We start from the raw sequence: 24657 nt of genomic DNA on the forward strand, positions 1-24657 counted from the left end.
CATAAAAAAAGGAAAAAACCATTAGTAGAACTGTTGGTTTTATTCGAAAACTTTTCTGGACATCATATCCACAGAAAAATAAGGGTTTGGGACAGCAAGCCTCAGTTAAATAGATTCCAGCCAGACAAAACTATCCCAATGGGGCTAAACATTGCAAGAAAACCCAAGGACCCAGTATTTCTTTCGCAAAAGATGTGTCGCTTCTCTTTTATGTTTGTAATTATATGTAGCTTAAAAACCATCCTATATGTTACGGGTTGCTATATTATCATGGGCGAAATTTTTGGAAGGATTTTTTCGGAGCCGGACAGATACGAGCATGTTTTTAAATCATCGAACACCTGGCAAATAGGACTACTATTTATTGGTATTACTGCTTTTCTTTATCTGCTTTCACAAAAAATCGGTGTTTTGGTCACCGGTAAAACAATGGGGCAAAACTGGAATCTATTGTATTACGGTATTGGGGCAACAGCAACGATTTCGGGATGCAGGAACACAGGAACGTTTATCAAAAATAATCCTGTGGTACAGTTCAATTATACATTTGAAGCTTATGGTAAAAACAGAGTCGAAGGGGATGATAAAAAAGTTATTGAAAAAGATCAATCACCACAAGAAACCGAACAATTGGAAATTATGTATCTCCCCAACGACCCTTCAATTTCCCGAATTACCGAAAACCTGGAGTCTATGGAATTCAACCGCTTTCTTAATATAAAATTTATGGTGGTCGTCTTCATTTTTTCGGCCGTTTTTATATTCTCTTTTTATCAAACCGTCTTCAATGTGTGAATTTAGAATTAAAAAGAAGGAATAAATCCTATTTTTGGGCATGCAACAACTAAAGGTCTGTGAACTTTTTGCGGGAGTTGGTGGTTTTCGCCTAGGGCTGGAAAATACAGGGCGCTACAAAGTAGTATGGAGCAACCAATGGGAGCCTTCTACCAAAATGCAGCACGCATCCTTGGTTTATGAGGCTCGTTTTGGGTCTGAAAACCACTCTAATTCCAATATTGAAACCGTAAAAACCAAAGAAATACCAGATCACGACATGCTTGTTGGCGGTTTTCCGTGCCAAGATTATTCCGTTGCCACATCTTTAAAGAATTCCAAAGGCCTCATAGGCAAAAAAGGCGTCCTCTGGTGGTCCATTCATCGGATTCTTACCGAAACAAAGAACAGGCCTAAATACCTTTTTTTGGAAAATGTGGATCGTCTTTTAAAATCCCCATCCAATCAGCGCGGAAGAGATTTTGCTGTTATGCTCCGTAGTTTATCAGATTTAGGTTATGCCGTGGAATGGCGCGTGATAAATGCGGCCGAGTATGGTATGCCACAGCGCCGAAGGCGCGTTTTTTTTCTAGCATATTTAAAGGATACCCATATTTACCATAAACTCCGAAAAACTGCTCCCACAGACTGGATTTTGAAGGAAGGAACTTTTAGTGAAGTCTTTCCTGTTGTCCAATCAGCTCAAAACCTGGTTTTTTTTGATTTAGAGAAGGATTTGGTAACACTATCCAATGAATTCAATAAAGAACAAGGTCTTTCCCCTTTTTTGAACACGGGTGTCTGTATTGATGGGAAAGTATCCACGTTAAAAACTGCTCCTTATCATGATGGAAAAAGAACACTACTTTCCGATATTTTAGAAAAAGACTCTATTCCATCCGAATATTATATAGATGAATCGGATTTGCCCAAATGGGAATATTTAAAGGGTTCCAAAAAAGAAATACGCAAGACCAAAGCAGGTTTTAAATACAATTACAGCGAAGGAAGCATGGTGTTTCCCGATGCTCTTGATCAACCTTCCAGAACAATAATAACCGGCGAGGGCGGTAAATCCCCATCCCGGTTTAAACACGTGGTCCAGACCTCCAAGGGACTGCGAAGACTTTTACCTGTTGAATTGGAACGGTTGAACATGTTTCCGGATAATCATACCCAATTGGAGGGCATCTCGGATGCCAAGCGTGCCTTTTTTATGGGCAACGCACTTGTGGTAGGTATTGTGGAAAAAGTAGGTGCTTCCCTGTTCCGGAAAATAACCGAATTTGAAAAGCAAGTTCAAAGCTGATCTATCCAAAGAAAAACAATTAACCCCCTTACTGGATCATTATTATAAAAAACACTTGAAGCATTACCGTTTTGAGCGTGTTACCCATCTTAAAAAACAATTGCAGGGCATATATCTTATCCTAAAGGACAACCGTTCAAAAAAGCAGTTTTTTATGGATGAGAAAGCACAGCTCGAATATATCAATGAAAGCTTGCCCACCTTTGCCTTTGAACTTTTTTATCATAAGAATAACGCTCAAAAACAGGGATGGTTGTTCGATGCTACCAAAAAGACACAATTTTACGCTTTGGTCACTAGTATTTATTCGGATGTGGATGATGTTTTTACCTCTTGCAATATCACTTTTGTGAATCGGGAAAAATTAATTTTACGTTTACATGAAACGGGCTTGAACCAAAAGTTTTTAAACCAATTGGCCTGTGTCCATAATGAACTGCACGAAAAGTTGGTGATGAAAGAGCTTGATTCAAAATACGAAGGATATCTCTTCTTTTCCACGAAAAACAAAGCAGAAAAGCCCATAAACCTTATTCTTAAGTTGGAATATTTGGAGCGCATTGGTATAGCGAAAAGGTTGGTTTAGTTCTTTAACATTCTCCTATGCGGAATGCCATCTTCTAAATATTCTTCACCAAAGGCATTAAAACCAAGTTCCTTGTAAAATTTTAATAAGTAGGATTGTGCGGAAATTTCGATGGGTTTATTGGGGAATCGTTCCTGAATCGCGGTTAAAGAAGCTTGCATAATCTGTTTGCCCAACCCATATTTACGTTGGTCTTGTGCAACAACCACCCGACCAATACTTACATTATCAAAATAATCGCCAGGTTTAAAAATGCGGGTGTAAGCGACTATTTCACCATCCTTTACTCCTATAACATGAAGTGCTTTTTGATCCTTATTGTCCACATCTTGATATACGCAGTCTTGTTCCACCACAAAAACCTCGCTACGGAGGCGCAAAATTTGGTAGAGTTCTTCGGTAGTGAGTTGATCAAAGGTTTTTATAGATACTTGCATCAATCTTGGACTATTACGCTTTTGGAATCACACTTGTCAAACTCAGGTTGGATATTCACATGATTGATTCCATGCTTATGGTAAACGTGTTCCTCAATTTTTTCCAAAATTTCATCAAACTCGGAAAGTCGGATATCCTTTTTAAAATCGATATGGGCCTCCATGTGCACTTCTTCTTCATTAAGTTGCCAAATATGCACATGGTGTACGTTTTTAATCTGGTCTATGGTACATACGGATTCCACAATATCTTGTATAACAACTGATTTAGGAGTAAAAAGCATCAATACTTTTGTAGATTCCTTCAAAAGGTCGTACCCCATATATATTAAATAAATACTTATTATCAAGGTCAATATGGCATCCACCCAATAAATCTGAAAATACTTCATCAAAATACCGCCAATCAATACTGCTACTGAAGCCATCATATCGGTGAGCAAATGCAAATAAGCGGACTTCATGTTCATGTTGTGGTCGGCATCCTTTTTCAACAACAACACACTGAAACCATTACCAGCAACCGCAATTAAAGCTAGCCAAATTACAAGGTTGGATTCAATTTCTTTAGGATCCATCAACCTTTCAACAGCTTCTTTCATCAAAATTATAGCCACTACCATAAGAGTTGCCGCATTTATAAATGCGGCTAAAATTTCGGCACGTTTATAACCAAAGGTTTTATGACTGGATGCTTTCTTTTTACCCAACCTTCTTGCACCATAACTAATTACAAGAGAAATAACATCGCTAAAATTATGAAGTGCATCCGACAATAGTGCCAAACTTCCGGAAAGTAAACCTCCAATAATTTGAGCCAACGTAATGCCAATGTTCAGGAAAATTGATATAAGAAGATTTCTTCCTTTTAGGTCGGGGTGTGCATGTGAATGCCCATGATGATGGTGGTGAGCCATAGAGTTTATCTACAAGGAATTTTTTCGATTCTTCGTTCGTGTCTGCCTCCGTCGAATTCTGTATTCAAAAAAGTTTCTACCATATCCAGTGCTTGCGGAAGCGAAATAAAACGAGCTGGCAAACTTAAAATATTGGCATCATTGTGCTCCCTTGCCAATTGGGTAATTTCTTTGTTCCAACAAAGTGCGCCCCTAACATTTTGGTGTTTGTTAATTGTCATTGTGGCACCATTGCCACTACCGCACAACACTATACCCAAATCAACATTTCCTTCTGCCACATCAGTAGCCACTGGATGGGTAAAATCAGGATAATCAACACTATCGGTACCATCGGTGCCATAGTTTACTACTTCAATTCCCTTAGATTTTAGCAGCCCAATAATGGCCAATTTATAATCGGTTCCGGCGTGGTCGTTTCCTATCGCAATTTTCATGGTTTTGTATTAAAATGGATGCTAAACAAAGGTACAATATCTTTTAATGTTTCATTGTTTATAAAATCGAGGAGGTTTTTGCATTCGGTTAAAAAACAACCAATTAACAATATTGCCGTTTTGTTAACTATTTAGATAAAACTATTGGTAACCAAATTTTGATTTTCAATAAAATCGATCAGTATAAATAATTAGTTAATGTTGGAACTATATTCCATTAAAATTTAATCAACGGATATAAACTTTATCTTGTGGGTAATTAACATTAAAAATACATTAACTTTTCAATAATTTGATGTTGACATCGGTTATTAAAAATCGTGTATAAAAATTATAACAGGCTGATTCTTAAATTTCTTGTTGTCTGACAAATTGTGAACAAAATGTTTTGATCGTTCAAAGCAACTTTTTCTTGAAAATTTTATTCCACATTTAAACGATCTATCATAATCATCATTTTAATTAAATTTAAAAAAGAAGAAAAAATATAATATTGATAATTGTTGATAAAAGTCCTTTTGTTTATGATTACTCTTCCTTTCCTTGTTGGTCAAGGATTATAATTTGTATTTTTCAAAAAAATAAGGACGTTAATGTCGAAGAAAAAGAAGAGAGCTGGTAGTCAGCGAAAGAGTGAGATAACGAAGGGCATTTTTACCGTACTTGAAAAAGAACCGTCCAAAGCCTTTAATTACAAGCAAATAGCTTCAAAGTTAGGTATTTCCGATACTCAAGATAGAAATTTGTTAATCAAACGTTTAGGTCAGTTAAAAGCCAGCGAACGTATTGTAGAGCCAGAGAGGGGTAGGTATCAAAAGAAACCATCACTACATACTTATTTTACAGGAAGAGTCGACCTTACCACAAGTGGGAACGCCTATATTGTGGTGGATGAACTTGAAGACGACATATTTGTACAAAACAATAATTTGAACAGAGCTTTCCATGGCGATACAGTTGAGGTTTTTATAAAACCAAGACGTAAGAGCAAGAAAATGGAAGGTGAGGTTTCCAAGGTACTCGAACGTAAAAAAACATCTTATGTAGGGATTGTTGACAAGCAGAAAAGCTTTGCTTTTGTTCGCCCAACCGATTCCAGGATGTACACCGATATTTTTATTCCACCTGAAAAATTAAAAAAAGCTAACGATGGGGACAAGGTATTGGTAAATCTTGGCGATTGGCCGGATGATACCGATTCACCATATGGAGAAATTGTGGAAGTACTGGGAAGGCCTGGGGAACATAATACCGAAATCCATGCCATTTTAGCTGAATATGGTCTCCCACATGAGTTTCCGTATGAAGTGGAACAGTTTGCCAAAACCTTGGATACCAGTATAAAAGAATCTGAAATAGCCAAGCGTAAGGATATGCGCGATGTGCTTACTTTTACAATTGATCCTAAGGATGCCAAAGATTTTGATGACGCCCTCTCCTTTCAAAAGTTGGAAAACGGAAACTATGAGATAGGTATCCATATTGCAGATGTCTCGCATTACGTGCAGCCCAATACAATTTTAGAAGATGAGGCTTATGATAGAGCTACTTCGGTGTATTTGGTAGACCGTGTAGTTCCCATGTTGCCGGAAGTACTGTCCAATAAGGCATGTTCGCTAAGACCTGATGAGGAAAAATATACGTTTTCGGCCATTTTTGAAATGGATGATAACGCCAAGTTGGTAAAACAATGGTTTGGAAGAACCGTTATTAATTCCAATGAACGTTTTGCCTACGAAGAGGCACAGCATATTATAGAAACGGAACAAAACAAAATTCCTAAAGAAGTATCCATTAGGGAAAAAGCTTATTCCGTTTCGGACGAAGTTGTGGAAGCTGTGCTAACTTTTGATCGTTTGGCCAAGATTATGCGGCAGGCCCGCATGGATGCTGGAGCTATCTCTTTTGATAAAATCGAAGTAAAGTTCCATTTGTCTGAAGACAACGAACCTGTAGGTGTATATTTTAAAGAAGCCAAGGACGCCAATAAGTTGATTGAAGAATTTATGTTGTTGGCCAATAGAAAAGTAGCAGGGTATATTGGTAAACAAAAGAAGACTTTTGTGTATAGGGTTCACGACAAGCCCAATGAGGAAAAATTAATGGCCTTGAATGGGGTTATTTCCAGATTTGGACATAGTATCAACCTAAAGGATAGTAAGACCATTAATCAATCTCTGAATAAGTTATTGGAAGATGTAAAAGGTAAAAAAGAACAAAACCTTGTGGATACTTTGGCTATTCGAAGTATGAGCAAGGCCATTTATACCACGGAGAATATTGGACATTACGGACTTGGATTTGAATATTATACCCATTTTACCTCGCCAATACGACGTTATCCCGATGTGATGGTGCATCGTTTGTTGCAGCATTATTTGGATAAGGAGAAAACACCAAAATCTGAGCCGTTCGAGGAAAAATGCAAACATTCTTCCGATATGGAACTGTTAGCTGCCAATGCAGAACGTGATTCTATCAAGTACATGCAGATCAAGTTTATGGAAGACCATAAGGACCAAGAGTTTTTGGGTGTAATATCTGGGGTTACCGAATGGGGAATTTACGTGGAGATTGTGGAAAACAAATGTGAGGGAATGATTCGTATCCGAGACATTAAAGATGATTATTACATTTTTGATGAACGCCAATACGCTATAATCGGGGAAAGAACCAAGCGAATGTATCAGTTGGGTGACGAGGTTAATGTGATGGTGAAGAGTACGGATTTAGTCAAACGACATTTGGACTTTTCGTTGATAGGTAAAAAGAAATAATACTATTTTGGAATAAAATTTGTTATCCTATTGAGAACCAAATTTTTATAACATGAGAATAATTACGATTGTTATTTTGTTCCTATCCCTTCAATATATTGAAGCACAGGATGCAACCATTACCCAAGACCTACAGAAGTTTACAGAAGTAAAAGGATTTGATGGTATATCGATTAATTTAATCAAGTCCAATCAAAACAAAGCGGTGATTACAGGTGCCAATACCGATAATGTTGCTATTGTTAATAATAATGGCATATTGAAAATCCGGATGGAAATCGTTAAAATATTTAGCGGATATAGAACATATGTAGATTTATATCATTCTGAAGAGCTTGTAGTCATTGACGTGAACGAAGATGCAAGAATATCTTCTGATGATACCTATGTGCAAGATGTTTTGGAACTTAAAGCTCAAGAAGGTGGAGAACTGGAAATTAATTGCGAAGTGGACCAACTGTTGATTAAGGCAGTTTCTGGAGGAGAAATATTTACTGGTGGATTTTCAAATACCCAAGATGTAATTATCAATACTGGAGGCACCTACAATGGAAGGACATTTAAAACAAAATTCACCACGATTAGTGTAAATGCAGGTGGAAATGCTGAAATTTATGCAGCAGATTATGTAAAGGCCAATGTAAAGGCAGGAGGCGAAGTGCTGGTGTATGGGGATCCAAAAAAAATGGATGAGCACACCCTTTTTGGTGGAAAAATAAAAAGAATGTAATTAAAATGATTGATGATATCCAAGCAGCGATCCCTTTAGGGTTTTTGTTGAGCTTTATGATTGGTCCTGTTTTCTTTGTTTTGTTGGAAACAAGTGCCACCAAAGGCTTTAGGGCGGGTGTAAGCTTGGATGTAGGCGTTATTATTGCCGATATTGTTTTCTTATTGATAGCGTACTTCAGTAGTTTTCAGCTATTGGAGAATTTAAGCAACGAGCCAGGCCTTTTTGTGTTCGGTGGGATGATTCTTTTGGTTTATGGAATTGTTCTATTTGTGAAAAAACCCAAAAAGAAAGCCAATGTAAAAGCTTCTAAAGGAACATATCTTGGTTTATTGGTAAAAGGCTTTCTTTTGAACTTTATCAATATTGGTGTACTTGCTTTTTGGTTAGGGCTGATTATTGTGGTAGGTCCCAGTTTGGAGAATAACCCAAATAGGATGCTGGTTTTTTTTAGTACCGTTTTACTAATTTATTTTGGAACTGATCTACTAAAGATAATTTTAGCCAAACAATTAAAGCGCTATTTAACCCAGGAACGTATTGTACTGATAAAAAAGGGATTGGGGATAGTTTTGATTATTTGTGGAATTGTATTGATTATCAAAGGTTTTTTGCCCAAAGATAAATTTGATATCAAAGAAAAAATTGAAAAAATAGAGAAGCTATAAACAAAAAACCCAGCACTAAGTACTGGGTTTTGAGGCATCGAGCGGATTCGAACCGCTGTACAAGCTTTTGCAGAGCTCTGCCTAGCCACTCGGCCACGATGCCAACTGGATCGCAAAGCTAAAAATATTTTATGAATATTTAGATTGAAAAATAATCTAAATGGAATTGAGTGTTACTTTTGTGATAAGTATATCTTAGAGGCATCGGGTGGACTCGAACCACCATAAAAATCCTTGCGGGACTTTGTCTATCCAATTCGACCACAATGCCGTTCAAATTGTTGTAGACAAAATTATAAAAAAGTTAAACGGTATCAGTAGGTTGGAGCTATCGGTTTATCGAGTAATTCCGAGTTTCACCGAAACACTTTCCACATCACCACCAATAGGTGGGTTTATTTTAGAAACTTCCACCTCTACTTCGGTTACTTCAGGAATTTCATCAAATATGCGATCAATAATTCTTTTGGCCACATGTTCCAAAAGATTGGAGCGGACCGTCATTTCTTCTTTAATGATATTATTGAGATGCACATAATCAACCGTTTCGTTAAGCTGATCGGAAATAGCAGGTTTAGAAAGATCGGTAGTAACCTCGAGATCGACTCTATAATCGCTCCCAATGAGCATTTCTTCCTTTAAGCACCCATGGTTGGAATGTATTCTAACGTTCTTTAACCTAATCTTTCCCAAAACTTTGAATTAAGAATTGGCAAAAATAGGATAAAAAGGTTTAAATCCCACTAAGTGGGTTTTATTCACTATTGCTCTAAATCGAAAAGAGTTGTGGTTGTTTGATTACTTATTAGGCTTGTCTATAAATAATTGGTATTAGTACATACATCTACAATTACTTATACCTTGGAACAAGTCCATACCAACAGTAAGAACATGAGTACCAGTACTATAACCTAAAATTTCGTTTGTAATTACCTGATATGAATAGCCAAAATAGAAATTACTCTTTTTAAATCCAGCAATGGGGGCAATGTATAAGGGTTCTCCCAATTGATCATTTAAAAAGCGATAGGTAAGACCCACATAATAATAGTCTTCAAAATCTCGAAAGCGGAATTTGGTGTTCAAATCGGTAACGGAACGACCGTCACTTTCAAACCATTGAAAGAATACTGAGGGTTCTATTTCTAATTTACTGTTTTTACTCTTCGAAAAGCTGTAACCTGTGTATACGTAATAGTTTCGTAGCTTATTGGGCTCAATACGGATGATATCGGTGTTGAAATTTGAAAGATCCTTATTTAGCACGTTACCAGCATTTAAGCTAAAATAAAATTTATCATATCTGTAAAGCACACCAAGATCAAAATTATGATTTGTGGTAGCCTTATCATCTGTTGGCAATTGGCCATTGTTGGCTTCGAACTGCTCTACATCTATCCTAAATTGGTTAAAGTTATAAGACAGGCCAAAAGAGAGAAAAACGTCATCATATCTATCCAATGTTAAATGGTGGGCAAAGGAAACCCTGGCTCCTCTTTGTCTAGTAAAACCATTGCTATCGTTATACAAAAGCATACCAACACCAGATCTATTCCCTATTCTGGCATCTGCCGCCAAGGTTTGGGTATCTGGAGCATCTTCAATCCCCACCCATTGTGTTAAGCCGTTTAAACGTACTTTTATATGGTCTCCTATACCTGCGTAAGTAGGGGACATTAAAAATGGATTATCCGCTATGTATTGGGATAACTGGGGTACGGTCAACTCCTGTCCCCTGGCACATAGTGCCAAGGAAAACAATAGGATAGTTGAGTATACTTTTTTTAACATGGGGTCAAAGTAGGTTAAGTGTTATTGTCGATACAGTGTAAAGTGTCCAACAAACTCTCTGTCGTCCAATTCTCCTTGAAGTTGAACAACATACCAGTAGTCTCCGGTTGGCAATGGTTTTCCATCATATTTCCCATCCCAGCCTTTAACATTTCGGCTCATCTCTTCCACTACTCTACCATAACGATCATAAATCTTAATTAGTACGTCCGGGAAGCCCTCAATATTATCCGGAATCCACAGATCGTTCAATCCATCTCCATCTGGGGTAAAGAAGTTCGGGAACTCAACATCTATGAACTCCATGAATATCTCTGCAGTAGCCTCACAACCATTCTGATCAACCACTGTTACCGTATACGTATCTGTTCTGTTGATGTAGAATGTGTTGTCGGTTCCATTGTCAATATCGTTGAAGTAGAAGGTATAATCTTCCACACCACCTTCAGCGATTGCTGTAATTTGGTTGATATTGTTATTCTCCAATGTCAATGTTAATGGTTCGTATGCTTCAATGGTAAATTCGTAGGTTGTCATACACCCGTTAGCATGTGCAATGGTCAGATAGTGATCACCGGGAGTCATATTGGTGAAGTCCGCAGTCAATTGCATATCTGATGGATCTGTAGAATCCAAGGCGTACATAAGATCGGCCACAATAGATTCGTCCTCCAATACAATATCCAAATAATTGTCTGGAATATTTCCAGTACACTCGTACATAGGTGTTACTGTAGCAGCAAGGTTAACACCGGGCTCTATTTCGACAATTACGTTGGTTTCACAACCTTGGGCATCCCTTACAAAAACAACATGTGTTCCTGCAGTTAGATCTTGGAACAAGAACTGGTCTTGAACAAAGTTTGCATCGGCACTGGAATTTAAACTGGTTTCATAAGGTGCGGTACCTCCAGATATTTGAACTTCAAAGGAACCATCACCGCTTTCAAAACACACTTCATCCATAATGTTGATAGCTTCTGCCACAACAGGTTCCGGTTGTGTAAGCTCGAATTGGAAGGTGATGAAACATCCATTTACATCTTGGGCGATTACGTCATATATGCCGGGTTCTAGATCAGTAAATGTGTTCGTCGTATCAAACTGATCTAGATTTGGAGAAATCGCATAAAGAATCTCACCAGTTCCACCCGACACTTCAACAGTAATAGTACCATCGTTCATTCCTGAACATGTAATATTTGTAAACTCTTCTGTTTCTATCACCAATGGTTCTGGATCTATAATGGTAATCACAGGTGAGACCTCAACACAGTCCTCACTGGTTACTCGTACATAATAATCACCGGCCATTAGTCCGTTAAACGTTCCACTGGCTTGTGGACCATCAACTAAATTGGTCAATGTAGCATCGCTGAACAATTCATAGCTATAGTTCCCTAGGCCACCTGTTGCTTGCGCAATAATGGTTGCAGATGCTTCTCCCGTACAGTTTATCAAGGCTGCTGATTCGTCAATTTCAAGCATCAATTCTGGAACTTCATCAATAGTTACTTGGTTTGATATCATAGCATCACAACCATTGGCATCGCGAACATAATATTGGTAAACACCCGGTCCTACATCGAACGTATGGGTATCTCCACCACTCATGGCGCTGAAATTGATTCCATCCGTACTATAGAAATATGGTGCTGTTCCACCTGCAGCGCTCAACATAATCTGTGCATCATCGTTACAGGTCATTTCACTCACTTCAATTAATGAGGCCATTACTTCGGTTGGTTCGGTGATGGTTACCTGAGGGGTTTCCACACCACAGTTCCAACCATCGGATACAGTAATGCTGTAGATTCCGGCACCCAATCCAGTGAAAGTATCACCGCTTTGCTCACCCGTTGTGAATACGATGTTGGTACCTGATGAATCATAATAATTTAATTGATATACATAAGAACCTTCTCCACCCGATACATTATGAGCCCATACAGATGCGCTTTCTGCTCCGAAGCACAGTAGGTCAATTGGGGCAGCGTCTATATCTGCTACAATTGGGACAGGCTCAATTAAGGTCAATCCTCTATCTTCAATACAGCCACCATCATCGGTAACACTTACCGTATAAACTCCAGCAGATAAACCTGTGAATACATGGCTAGGCACATCATTCACAGTGTAAACTTGCAATGTGGTCGTGTTGGTCAACACAATATCATATGGTGCATAACCTCCTGTTGGAGCTATCAATATTTCACCTTGATCATTGGTACAGGTTACATTGGCTACTTCTTGTGGTGTATAATCCAAGGCTGAACTTGGAGAAACTATGGTAATGGTATTGGAGTCTTCAATACATTCTGGATAACCTGTTTCTGAAACGCGTACGAAGTAGTTTCCACCGACCAATAATGGATCTGTTATAGACATTGGATTGGTGGTTGTATTTCCACTTCCGGTTATTCCCGTGGTTGTACCATTGGCATTGAACACCTCATAATCGTATGCTCCTGTATATCCGGTTACATTTATTTCCAGAGTTCCTGCATCACCAAAACACATGGCCGGTGCGGTAGCTGTGGCCACAACATCGATGGTATCGTATGGAGCTATGGTGTGCATAGTTTCTACATAACATCCAGTAGTATCATTAGTTGCCCTGAACGTATAGCTGCCAGGCTCTGTCAACTCAAAAGTAGCTGTTGTACTGGTTGAAGCAGTCATTGATCCATAAGGATTTCCAACTGGCAACAATTCAAAAGTATAGGTATCACCACCAATGCTTTCCGTAACAGTTAAGGTTACTGTTTCTGGATTGACACAGGAGATGGCAACATCGGGATTGACAGCTAATGTGAAAGTGTTCAAAGGTTGAACCGTAATACTATCTGGATATTCACATCCATTGGCATCCCTTACTATATAGTTAATGGTTTGAACAGTTGCATCATCCACTACATCAAAAGTTGCGTTAGAAGTAAAGCTGTTTCCTTCAAAACTATAGAAATATGGTGCTGTTCCACCAGTTGCCGTTACCGTTACCGTTGCTTCGTTAACAGAATTGCTAGGACTACAAGCAAAAGCGGTTGCGGTTGCAGAAGCATTTAATACTGTTGGTTCTCCTACAGTAGCATCAAACGTATCTTCACAAGCTCGTGATGAAATCACTCTTGCTTGGTAATCTCCAGCAGGTAGATTGTCAAACACAGGACTTGACTGTGCAAATCGGTATGGATTTACCAAGTCAGACATTTGATATAGTTCATATGTATATACCGGGTCAACAACAGTTGCTGGGTCCAATACTACGGTCAAACTACCATCGGAACCTCCGAAACAGTTCACATCATCAACAATAACATCGTCGATAATAGGATCAACCTTATCATCTAACTCTTGTGTAACCACAATGGTACAAGGTGTAGTTGTATCATTGTCAGTTACCGTAAAGGTGTAAACACCTGGTTGGGTAAGTCCAGTAAATACACCAGTAGTATTACTGTCGGTTGTTGTTAAATCAGGATAAACTACATCAAAGGTCAAGTTGGAAGAACCACCTGAAACGTTAACCGTAATCTGACCTCCTGGGTCTACGGTACAGTCAATTGGTTTTACTACAGTAGTATTTGCAGTCATGGCATCTGTAAGGACTACCGGACCAACTGTTGTAGTACAAGACCACTGATCTGCAATCAATACTTCGTAAGAACCGGCACCCAATCCAGAGAAAACATCACTGGTTTGTGGAGAACCTACGTTAGATCCATTTCTAATCAATTGGTAAGTATAATTACTTCCCTGACCACCAGTTGTTCCTATTACTTGGATTTCACCTTGTAGGTCGGCACAGTTTTCAACATTGACTTGCAACGCTGCTGTAATTGGAATCGGATCAGCAAGGGTTACGGTATCCACTAATTGTTCACAACCACTGGAGTCGATTACCCAAGCTTCGTAAGTACCAACGGCAAGTCCGGTAAAGTTTGGACTTGCTACATAATCACCAGGTCCTGTTGGAGAAGTGGTTCCTACATAATAGGAGTATCCGCCCCAACCACCGGTAACATTGGTAATTTGAATAGCACCATCGTTACCCACACAGGTAATATCCGTAACTACGGTTGCTCCAGCAATGGCCGCAGCAGGACCTGCAATATTGAACGATTCACTGTACACACAAGCCGCACCTGGAGGGTTGGTATCGGTTACTTCGATGTAATAAGTTCCCGCGGCAAGTCCTGAGATGGTAAAACTTCCATCTGTATCAGAACCTGTGGTCGTTACATCATCACCCAAGTTGGTAGGCGTGTTGTTTATATCATAGTACAAGGTATAGCTTGTAGCGCTTGCATAGGTTACGCTGGAACCATCAACAAGATTCAATTCTACAGCACCATTGGTATCTCCGTAACAGGTAATATCTGTAGTGTTTACTACATTGAAATCCAATACTTCTGGATCAGCCACTTCGTGAGAAACGGTAATGATACACCCTGTTACTGTATTTCTTACTTCGAAATTGTGTGTGCCAACACTTAGTCCAGTAAAACTACCTGAAGCCTGGAAAACACCAGAAGACAATTCTCTAAACTGATAGTTTGCAGGATTTGTTGTTGAATTCGTGATAGAACCAATTGCGGTAATGGTAATATCCTCACCAGTTACACAAGTAGCAACAGCATCTATGGCAATAGTGGCATTGTCCAAGCTATCGAAAGGTGCAATGGTAGCTGTGGTTGTTCCCAAACAACCGTTGTCGTCATATACATTGATCGTGTAGTTACCTCCGTTAATGTCGGTTTCTGTGTACACAGGATTGCTTCCAGATTGAACTACTACAGAACCAGCATCGTTGATAAACTCATAGATAACGTAGTTTCCGCTACCTCCAGTTATGGAGGCTGTATCCACTGTAATGGTCGCATTGTTTGTATTGTTGCCTGTAGTACACCCATATTCAACTACTGAAGGAGCTGGAACGGATATAGCAGCAGGTTCTGAAATAACAATGTTGAAAATGTCATCAAAACAACTATTGGAACCAACACCACGCACGCTATATGTTCCCGCTGGAAGGTTTTCGAACGTATTTCCATTTAACACAGCTCCAGCAGGCATAGGGGTAAGTGTATAGATTATTGGGTTTACTCCTGTATCCACTTCTGTGAGGGTAATGGTACCATCATCTGCTCCAAAGCATGTTACGTCTGTATGGGTTTCTGTAAAGCTCGGTAGCGGTGCATCCGGAACATCAATAGTAATGGTCTGAGAGCAGTTTGGTGGTGCTGTTCCCATATCAAATACTATTACATCATAGCTTCCGGCAGCTGCAGCTCCTGTCCAAGTAAATGGATTGGAAGGAAGTACTGCCCTAACTTGATCGTTAGCACCTGGTCCATCTATTAAATATTCGTAGTTACCTGAACCGGCAATAACCTCAATTTCAATTTCGGCATTGGCCGCGGCACCAGGCTCACAATCCAAAGCAACAGTTTGAATAGCAGTGAACTCCAATGGCGGATGAACATCGATAACATCGGTATCGGTACAGCCATTACTATCAATAATTGCTACATTATAGGTTCCTGGCGATACATTGGTAAATACACCGCCGTTATCCAAATAAGTTGCTCCACCATCCAAAGAATAGAATACCTGAGCAGCCGTTGTTGTTGCATTAATAGTTACCGTAATAGGTATGGAACAACTATCAATAAGAATACTGTCAATTGTCGGATTTGGTGTTAAGGTCAAAGGAACTGTTCCTAAGTTCACACCACAACCGTATTGATCTTCCATGGTTATATCGTAGTTACCAGCAGGTGAATTTGCTGGAATCTCGATAGGGTTATCGGAAGTTGAAGTAATCGTAGTAAAGCCAGCTGGACCTGTAACCGTATACGTGTATATTCCACCACCACCCAATGGGTTTTGAATCTGGATAAGTCCAGGAGCGTTACAACTAATGTCTTGTAATACCACAGGTGTTCCAGATAAAGGATCGAGTTCTTCCAGCAACAGGTTTTCTGTAGCTCCCACACAACTATCATTGTTGGAACCATCAACTTCGATTACTTCAATATAATAGTTTCCTGCAGCTAGGCCAGTTAATGTGATATCTTGAGGGGAAGAATAGGGAACGATTCCACTACTGTTTACCAAAACAGGAGAACCGGAACTCATATCATAGAAATTCCATCTAAACTGAGTTTCAAAAGGAGCCTGGTTATCGGTTACAGTATAGGTAATGCTTCCATTGTTTAAACCAGCACAACTAGGTGTGGCCGTAGATGTGATTTCCAAAGGAACGGTAATCAAATCATTAACATTGACATTACTCTGTCTAACACATCCACCGCTGTCCCGTACATAGAAAACATAGGTTCTACCAGGAACTAAACCAGTCCATTGGTACATACCATGACCTGCAGTAACTGGGTTGCCAAGATTGTCAAAACTTCCACCTGGGTTCCAAGTGGCTGTTGCAGGATCAAAATTGGCGGGATCATCGGAATAGGCATATTCATATCCCGGAGCACCTTCTGATCCTTGTACGGTTACTTGAAGCTCGTTACAGTTCACTATCAATGCAGAAATAGTAATATCCAAATCATCCAAAGGATAAGGGATAATAAAAGGGGGTAGGTCTGTTTGACAGATAGTATTTCCTGAACCATCTACCGTTCTCATGGAAGGATAAACAGTATCACCAGAGTTATAACCGGTAAGCTGATCGGAAACACCTGGGTTGGAATTGTCACCAATCCAAGTAGTACCTCCATCGGCACTAAACTCTATAGTGCCCAAAGTTGTTGGGTAACCTGAGAAACCAAATCCGAAATCACTTGCCAATCCAGTACAGGTTGGAGGAGTGATACCACTTACTACTCCCGTTAGTTCATCTGGGTTGTTTATGGTTTGTGTATCGGTAATGGTACATCCTGATGCATCCGTTACATTTATTGTATAATTCCCGGGCATTAGGTTGTAATATGTTCTGTTTGAGGTCAATACATTGGTATCGGTCTGGTCGGAGGCACCTCCATTGTCCAGATCAATAATTTGAATTGTATATGGAGCTACACCTGATGTAATATCCACTAAAATATTTCCAGTGCCATCATGACAATCTGGGTCCGTAGGTGTTGCGGTCATGGTCAATGGGACTGCAGGATTTACAGTTACCGTTTCCATGTATTCACAATACGGTACTGTAGCCGAGTTATCCCTTACATACACATCAAAAGTGCCTTCGTTGCCGGCAGTAACCGTGTACACATTGGTTGTTGAGAACAATCCAGTCGGATCTGTTGTTGTTGGAACAAACGCATATTCCAATGTCGGTGTTCCTCCCGAAGCGGTAACAGTAATGCTACCATCGGCACAGGTTGAAACATCCACAACATCTACCGTGGCTACCAAGGCATCTTCAATGGTCACAGTTTGTTGAATACCGGCACAACCGTATTCATCGCGCACATCTATGGTATATGTTCCAGCGGTTAAGCTAGAGAATGTATACGTTGTTGCCGTTGATGGGGTCGGTGTAATCCATGGACCACCATTCAAGCTAAATTGATAGTTTCCGTTTCCATCGGTTACATCTACTTGTATACTTCCATCATTGTTACCACTATAACAAGCGGTAGGCGTTGAGGTAAATACTATGGTTGCCGGTGGGTCAACTGTAATGATATTGGTTGTGTCTTCACATAGATTGGTGTCTCTTGCACGTACTACATAATCGCCAGCAGCCAATCCGGTGAATACATTGGATGATTGGAATGCGGTAATTACGGTTCCTACACTATCTTCCAATTGATACTGGTAAACCGGTGTTCCCCCTGTAGCTGTTGCAGTAATTGTTGCACCTCCGTTGGTACACGTAAGTTCGTTGGTGATGGATGCAGTAACATCCAACACATCAGGTTGTATAAGTGTTTGATTCAATACTACAGCACAGGCAGGGTCTCTTAAATCAACAATATTGATCGTGTGTGCACCAACGGCTAGACCGGTAACGGTAATTGGACTTGCGAACTGTGCAGCAGAAACCGCACCGCCATCAACTTGATAGGTAAATCCTGTAGCTGGATCAAAGTTTTCTGCTTCAAAGGTTATTGTTCCATCCGCAGCGCTGTTACAGGTAAGATCAGTATATGCGGTGATAGCACCATCAAAAGCATGGCCATCTTCAATTACAACATCGAAGGTCAATGATTCTGTACAAACCTCAGGGGTTTGGAATGCTTCAATATCATCTATGGCAATATCGTTTCCTCCAGTAACCGCAGAATTGGTTCGGATAACAATATCAAGATTGGTGTTTGCCCCAGGATTTAGGGTTACTGAATAATTTTGCCAATCGTTTGCGCCATTATTTTTTGGTACGTTACCTGTTGTAGTACTGGCAATAACAGTTCCACCACCGTCTACCAATTGTATATCGATATCTGGATCCGCCCCGCCAGTTCCATTTCTTAGCAGGTTGAATGCCCAAAGCGATATGGTAATATCCCTATTGGCAACAACCTCTATGCCTCTTTTAGCGTATATAATCCCATTTGGACCTACAGCACCTCCTACATTCATGGCCAAGAACCTACCATTTGGCAAGGCAGAATGATCATTAGGACTTAACCAGGAACCATAAGGATTTACAATATTTTGTGTTACAGAATATTCTCCATCTTGAATTCTGTTATTGATGGTCCACCCACATGAATTTACGGTTCCGTTTTGTGGCTCGTAACAATAGGCTGGATCTACTTCAGGAATACTGGTATTAGGCCCTGTTCCAAAGTTTTCAGAAAGCAAAACACTCGGAGATGGAGCTATATTGCTGGTATAGTTTACGGTAATGGTATGTGTGCCAACAGGCACATTATTAAATACATTCGAAGTGTCTGGCGTGTTTGGAGCACCATTTATTTCATAAGTGTAGTCGAAATCAGCACTATCCGGGGTAACGGTGATAATTCCTTCGCCATCACACTCGTAGTCTATCGCAGGAGTTGCGTTTGGAGGTGTTGGTTCTGGGTCTATGGTTACCGACATGGGATAAGTACACAAGTTGGCATCTCTAATGTAAAGGGTATGTGTACCCGGCATTAAATATCCTATTGAACTAGCCACATAGTTAGAACCACCATCAAAACTATATTCGTAAGGGGCGGTTCCACCAATGGCATTGGTGATTCGAACCTCAGCACCCATTCCAGGGTAGCATTCGGCCAAAGCGGTTACTGCAGCGGAGGCAGAAAGGGTCAATGGCTCGGTAATAGTATAAATTTCTGTTATATCGCAATTGTTGGCGTCTCTTACACGAACATTATAACTTCCGGCTGGAAGATTTACAAAGGTGTTTGATGTTTGGTAGTTGGCGCCGTTGTCGATACTGTATTGATAAGGACCTTCTCCACCGGTTGCTGTAATGGTAATTTGCGCTTGAGCTTCACCACTGCAAAGAATATCGGTATTGGTAATGGAAATGGCCAATGGATCATCCTGAATGATAGTAATGTCGTAATTGGCCTCACAATATCCCGAAGCTCCATTATTGTCCCTAACATATACATCGTAATCGCCGGCACTTGTTACCGTAACAGGGTTCGTTGTTGCAAAATCGCCAGCAGTTGGTGTTGCTCCATCTGCAACCACGGCATATACATAGTTTCCATCGCCACCTGCAGCAGTAATGGTGATATCGGTATCTGTAGCACAAGCTGTAATGTTTGGAGCTGATGCAATAACACTAAGTTCTGGGTCTATGGTTATGGAAGCTGTATCGTTACAATCATTCCCATCTCTTACATCAACCGTATAAGTTCCTGGTCCTAAACCAGTAAATACATTACTGGATACAAATGGACCTCCGTTTAGGCTATATTCGTAATTACCATCGCCACCAGATGTTATATTTGCCGTTAAGGTTAATCCAACAGCATCATCATAACAAATATCGTTGGGAACAATTTCTAAAACCGGAGCAACAGCTTCATTTATGGTGAAGTTATCGGTGTGCACACAACCATTGGCATCGGTAACCGTAAAGGTATAAGAACCTCCAATGGTTAAACCGCTGAAAAGGCCATTGGTTTGTGTAGCTGGAAGGGTATATCCAGCTGGTCCGGCAGTAATTTCATAAGTATAACTTCCCCATCCACCGGCTGCGGCAATATCAACCGAGCCATCGGCCAAACAAGTCGGCTGGACAATGGTAACAGGAGCTGTTATTGCTGCGGGAGGAGCTGCTATGGTAACATCAACTGTATCGGTACAGCTTGTGAAATTGTCCGTAACAGTGATCGTGTATGTTCCTTCGGCCAATCCGGTTAAGGAAATAGTACCGTTGGTTTCACCAGTTCCAGAGAAACTTGCAGGACCGGTTACGGAATAATCATAATCTGTATTGAAGTTGTTTACGGTGTATTCGATTTCACCGTCGCTATCACCAAAACAAGTAATATTGCTGATTAGTTGTCCTGTAACGGAAATTTCGGTCACCGGGTCAATTGTGAAGCTTTCATCATAGAAACAGCCATCATTATCGGTAACCCTGAACAAATAAGTTCCAGGAGCTAAACTTGAAAAAGTGGCATTGTTACCGTTGTTCACCGCACTTCCAGCAGGAGAAATAATTTCGTAAACCAAATTAGGCTCACCTCCCGTTACGGACAAGGTTACATCCGAAACAAATGTTGGGCAAAGAGGGTTGGTCGCTGAAAAATCAATATCCGTTGGAGGATCCAAGGGATCAATGGTAATGGAATTCGTCACAAAAATACATCCGTTGGCATCCCTTATAGTGACTGTATAGGTTCCATCGGTAAGATTGCTGAATGTTGGAGATGCACCAAAGCTAACCCCGTCAATGCTGTATTCATAAGGAGCTGTTCCGCCTGTTACATTTTGAGTTTCTATAATGCCGTCTTGCAAACAGGTGTAATCTTGTATCAATACGGCATCTGCATCCAATGCAAATGATGGAGCAGATATAGTGGAATATTCAAAATAATCACAATCTGCACTACCTTTTCTTTGATTGATGACCACTACATAATCACCATCTGTCAACCCTGGGAAGTTTCCAGATGTGTTGGTGGCCAAAGCATTGTTCACATCAAAATTATCCTCATCAAAACCGGTTGCATCAAACAAATAGTAAGTTAACTGATATCCGTTACTACTGATTAGGTTAAAGGTAATAGCACCTGTTGCATCGCCATAGCAAAGTACATCCGTGACCGTTGTTGGGTCAAAATCCGCAGCAGGTCTAAATTCAATCGTAACCGTGTTGGAAATATCATGGCAGTTGTTCCTATCTACAACAACAAAGGTGTACTGCCCTGGGTCAAGAATGTCAAAGATTTGACTGGTTTGGTAGGCGGATGCCGGAATATCATTGACCGAAGGATATGAAATTTGGGTTACTCCATTATCATCAATATAAGACCATATAGCATAGGTGTGCGGAGTTTTACCGCCTGTTGATTCCATAAGAATATTACCTTCTTTACAGGTAATATGTTGAGATACTCTCGCAGATAGCTCAAGATCGGTGAGGTCGTTAATGGTAACTTGTTCTGTATAGTCACAACCATCGTCGGTGGTAACAGTAACGTCATAAACACCATCGTTTAAATTTACAAAAGTGTAATTATTATCGTTGGATGGTCCATAGGTATCTACTATGGTACCTCCTTGAGAAATTTCGTAATAATATTGAGCCTCTACATTGAGCACGGAAATGGCAATTTCTCCTAATCCGTTACAGTCCGTATCTTGAGGAACAACATCTACTTGAAAATCTCTTTCTAAAATTCCAATGTTTTCCAAAACAAAAACACAACCATCGGTTACGCCTTGTTGTCTCATTTCCACCATGTAAGCACCGTTGTTGGCGATGTCGAAACTTGGGTTGGAGTTGTAAGGAACCAAAACGTTGCCTGTTGATTGGTCTACAAGTTGGAACTCATAGGTTAAAGGCATGTTGGTCACTGTTATGTTACCAGGTGTATCGCAAATAATATCGCTACTGGTGTACTGAGGGTCCAATGGGTTTTTATAAACATTGAAATAGAACCTGCTGAAACAACCATTTTGGTAGTTGATCACCAATCGGTATTGACCGGTATCAGAGGCCATAAAGTCGTTTCCTGTATCAACGGTGTTCCACGTACAACCAGTGTTTGTGTTGGCACAGCCATCGACTGCGGCACCACAACTTGCTTCATCCAATTGTTCCCAAACAATGCTTGTGGCATCTGGAATGTTTATTTGGATGAGTTCGGTATCATTAAGTCCACACAAGAAAATCTCTGGTAACTCACTACCATCATTTGGACATATTTCTATATCTCCGTCTATGGTATTGGTAGTGTCATTGATCAATGCAGTAATGGGGTTGGATTGTACTGAACCAAACAGCTCTACGTTGATTATTTCCTGGAAATCCTTACATGGGTCGGCCACTTGTTTGTCGACAATGTAGGTGCCAATTTCAGTAACCACTATGGTACTGGGGTCGTTGTCGGAATCCCCATCAGTAATTACGGTGTCCGTACCAACATCAATGGTATTATTTCCATTTTCATCGCGGTACCAGATATAATTGTCAAAATTATCCCCTGCATCTAGTAATACGTCATCACCACACAATTGTACAGTTCTAGTAAAATTACATGCGCTAAGGTCGTCCAACAAGAAGTTTGTGGCTCCTGGCGTACCAAATCCACAACCATTAAATTCAGAAACGGAAGGGTCGTCGGTAATCTGGGCCGAGTTGATGGCTCCTTGATAGGTTGAATAAGCTAAATTTTGAATGATATCGGTACATGCATTAACAAAATCGAAACAGTTTTCGGCCACCTGCACGCGCATACGAATGTTTCCTGCTGGGTCTCCTTCTTCGATAATGTTATCGGGAACGGTGAACAATACGGTCCTTGTCGCAGGATCATAGGTATAGGTTACACCCGCTGGCATTGTAATACTGGATTCATCCAGCGTTACATTGATTGGCAGCACGTCTCGTATGGTGTAGTTGATGGCGTCGTCGTTACCAACATTCTGAAAACTAAGTACATAGTCCAAATATTGACCTAGATTAACACCTTGTCCGGTAATGTCATTACCTCCAATATCTTCTACGGTCTTTGCCAAGTTCATTAAAGGCTCAATGATCTCAACATCTAACGAGGTGAAGAATATATCGTATTTATCCTGAGATGATGAGGCCCGTAAAGTGGCCCCTGTTTCGCTATTGGGAATTACTGATTGACTTGGGTTTGGTATTGTAAAAAGGTCAACATCCCAACCCAATGTATTAACACTGTTCGGGTTACGGTTTGTTTGAATAACTCCCTCGTCCGTAATATTACTGTTAAAAAAGTTGTTTGAAGGGTTGGCCGTGTTTGATAAAGTGGTAAACGATGCGTTGCTGTCCGCTCTAATAGCCAATTGGTCTCCACTGATTCGGTTATCTCCCTCCAAGGCCGCAACACCAAGTTTTGCGTTTACTGGGAAAGGAGCTGGTAAAGTGGTAAATCCACTAAAAGGAATATCTACGGTTTCCCCGGATTTTATCCCGGCATATCCATCAAAAGTGGTAATGTACTTACCAGGAAGAGTCGGGTTTTCATATACCACAACCAAAGACCAACCACCGGAAACACCGCCTTGTACGTTATCTCCAGAACTGGCCCTAACATTTGCCACGAAATATTCCCCATCTGGGTTGGCAAGCCCTGTTATTATGGAGGTTACATCTTTATAACAGGCGTATGGAGCATAGTTTCCAAAATCAGCATCACCTTCACCGTCAAACAGAATTTCATCCGCCGTAAGGTCTACATATGAACCGCCGGGCACTCTGAATTTAACTTCGTTAAAATCACTATTTCTATTGTTGTCTCGGTAAACGGCGGACCAGTATAAACCAGCATATCGCACCAAGGAACAGTTAGAGTCCGGCACGGCAAGGGTTGCACTACTGGAGCTAAAGGTAGAAGGGTCGCCATCAATATCGATGTATTGCATGTTCAGCCGATCATTGTACTCTGATCTCCAACCAGTTGAATTATAGGGGTCTTCTGGGTCATCGCCACCTTCATCCCGGTTTACTATATTGTTGGCAATAAAGGTTAGGTCGCCCCTCAGTTCATTTGCATAACGAACATCAAAGTCATTTTTAACCTGTGATGTACCTGTATACGCAAATAATAGTATACAAATAAATGTGCCCCACCTGAGTAGTGATTTCTTCATAGGTT

Annotated in this window: 12 protein-coding genes and 2 tRNA genes; 6 read left to right on the top strand and 8 right to left on the bottom strand. The window is 40.3% G+C overall.

Annotated features, from left to right (window positions below; all coding sequences use genetic code 11):
- Window positions 1–270: 270 nt before the first annotated feature.
- Genes D2V08_RS06150 through D2V08_RS06160 form a run of 3 tightly spaced genes read left to right on the top strand, consistent with a single transcriptional unit; the run spans window position 271 to window position 2669 of the window.
- A complete protein-coding gene (locus tag D2V08_RS06150; protein WP_147374072.1) occupies window positions 271–795 on the top strand; it encodes a hypothetical protein in 525 nt (174 codons plus the stop codon).
- A 40-nt stretch (window positions 796–835) separates the two neighbouring features.
- Window positions 836–2083, top strand: coding sequence for a DNA (cytosine-5-)-methyltransferase (gene dcm / locus D2V08_RS06155; RefSeq protein ID WP_119607177.1), 1248 nt, complete (start codon window positions 836–838; stop codon window positions 2081–2083).
- Window positions 2061–2669, top strand: a complete 609-nt coding sequence (locus tag D2V08_RS06160) for a type III PLP-dependent enzyme domain-containing protein (protein WP_119607178.1) — start codon at window positions 2061–2063, stop codon at window positions 2667–2669. Before dcm ends, D2V08_RS06160 begins: the two co-directional genes overlap by 23 nt.
- Here D2V08_RS06160 and D2V08_RS06165 read toward each other — a convergent pair.
- Genes D2V08_RS06165 through D2V08_RS06175 form a run of 3 tightly spaced genes read right to left on the bottom strand, consistent with a single transcriptional unit; the run spans window position 2666 to window position 4460 of the window.
- Window positions 2666–3106 carry a GNAT family N-acetyltransferase gene (locus tag D2V08_RS06165; protein WP_119607179.1) on the bottom strand — a complete coding sequence of 147 codons (441 nt, stop codon included), beginning with the start codon at window positions 3104–3106 and terminating at the stop codon, window positions 2666–2668. The genes D2V08_RS06160 and D2V08_RS06165 overlap by 4 nt on opposite strands.
- The gene (locus D2V08_RS06170; RefSeq protein ID WP_119607180.1) at window positions 3106–4023 is read right to left on the bottom strand and encodes a cation diffusion facilitator family transporter; all 918 of its coding nucleotides are present in this window, start codon (window positions 4021–4023) and stop codon (window positions 3106–3108) included. Before D2V08_RS06170 ends, D2V08_RS06165 begins: the two co-directional genes overlap by 1 nt.
- A gap of 5 nt (window positions 4024–4028) precedes the next feature.
- Entirely contained in the window at window positions 4029–4460 is a 432-nt protein-coding gene (locus D2V08_RS06175; RefSeq protein WP_119607181.1) for an RpiB/LacA/LacB family sugar-phosphate isomerase, read from the bottom strand.
- Window positions 4461–5053: 593 nt separating this feature from the next.
- On the opposite strand from D2V08_RS06175, the gene rnr reads away from it, so the two are divergent.
- From rnr to D2V08_RS06190, 3 genes are read left to right on the top strand one after another with little or no spacing between them, the layout of a single operon-like run.
- Window positions 5054–7237, top strand: a complete 2184-nt coding sequence (rnr, locus tag D2V08_RS06180) for a ribonuclease R (RefSeq protein ID WP_119607182.1) — start codon at window positions 5054–5056, stop codon at window positions 7235–7237.
- Between the two features lie 52 nt (window positions 7238–7289).
- On the top strand, window positions 7290–7967 hold the full coding sequence (locus D2V08_RS06185; RefSeq protein WP_119607183.1) for a head GIN domain-containing protein: 678 nt from the start codon (window positions 7290–7292) through the stop codon (window positions 7965–7967).
- 5 nt (window positions 7968–7972) lie between these two features.
- The gene (locus D2V08_RS06190) at window positions 7973–8635 is read left to right on the top strand and encodes a LysE family translocator (RefSeq protein WP_119607184.1); all 663 of its coding nucleotides are present in this window, start codon (window positions 7973–7975) and stop codon (window positions 8633–8635) included.
- A 32-nt stretch (window positions 8636–8667) separates the two neighbouring features.
- On the opposite strand, the gene D2V08_RS06195 is transcribed toward D2V08_RS06190, so the two are convergent.
- From D2V08_RS06195 to D2V08_RS06210, 5 genes are all read right to left on the bottom strand, one after another.
- Window positions 8668–8738, bottom strand: a tRNA-Cys gene (locus D2V08_RS06195).
- A gap of 96 nt (window positions 8739–8834) precedes the next feature.
- Window positions 8835–8906 (bottom strand) — tRNA-Cys (locus D2V08_RS17295).
- A gap of 65 nt (window positions 8907–8971) precedes the next feature.
- Window positions 8972–9328: a dihydroneopterin aldolase gene (gene folB / locus D2V08_RS06200; protein ID WP_119607185.1), complete on the bottom strand. Its 357-nt coding sequence runs from the start codon at window positions 9326–9328 to the stop codon at window positions 8972–8974.
- A 138-nt stretch (window positions 9329–9466) separates the two neighbouring features.
- Window positions 9467–10426: a PorP/SprF family type IX secretion system membrane protein gene (locus D2V08_RS06205; RefSeq protein WP_119607186.1), complete on the bottom strand. Its 960-nt coding sequence runs from the start codon at window positions 10424–10426 to the stop codon at window positions 9467–9469.
- A 21-nt stretch (window positions 10427–10447) separates the two neighbouring features.
- Window positions 10448–24652, bottom strand: a complete 14205-nt coding sequence (locus tag D2V08_RS06210) for a T9SS type B sorting domain-containing protein (RefSeq protein WP_147374073.1) — start codon at window positions 24650–24652, stop codon at window positions 10448–10450.
- Between the last annotated feature and the right edge of the window lie 5 nt (window positions 24653–24657).

Origin of the sequence: Flagellimonas lutimaris (assembly GCF_003581615.1) — a bacterium.
GTDB lineage: Bacteria > Bacteroidota > Bacteroidia > Flavobacteriales > Flavobacteriaceae > Flagellimonas > Flagellimonas lutimaris.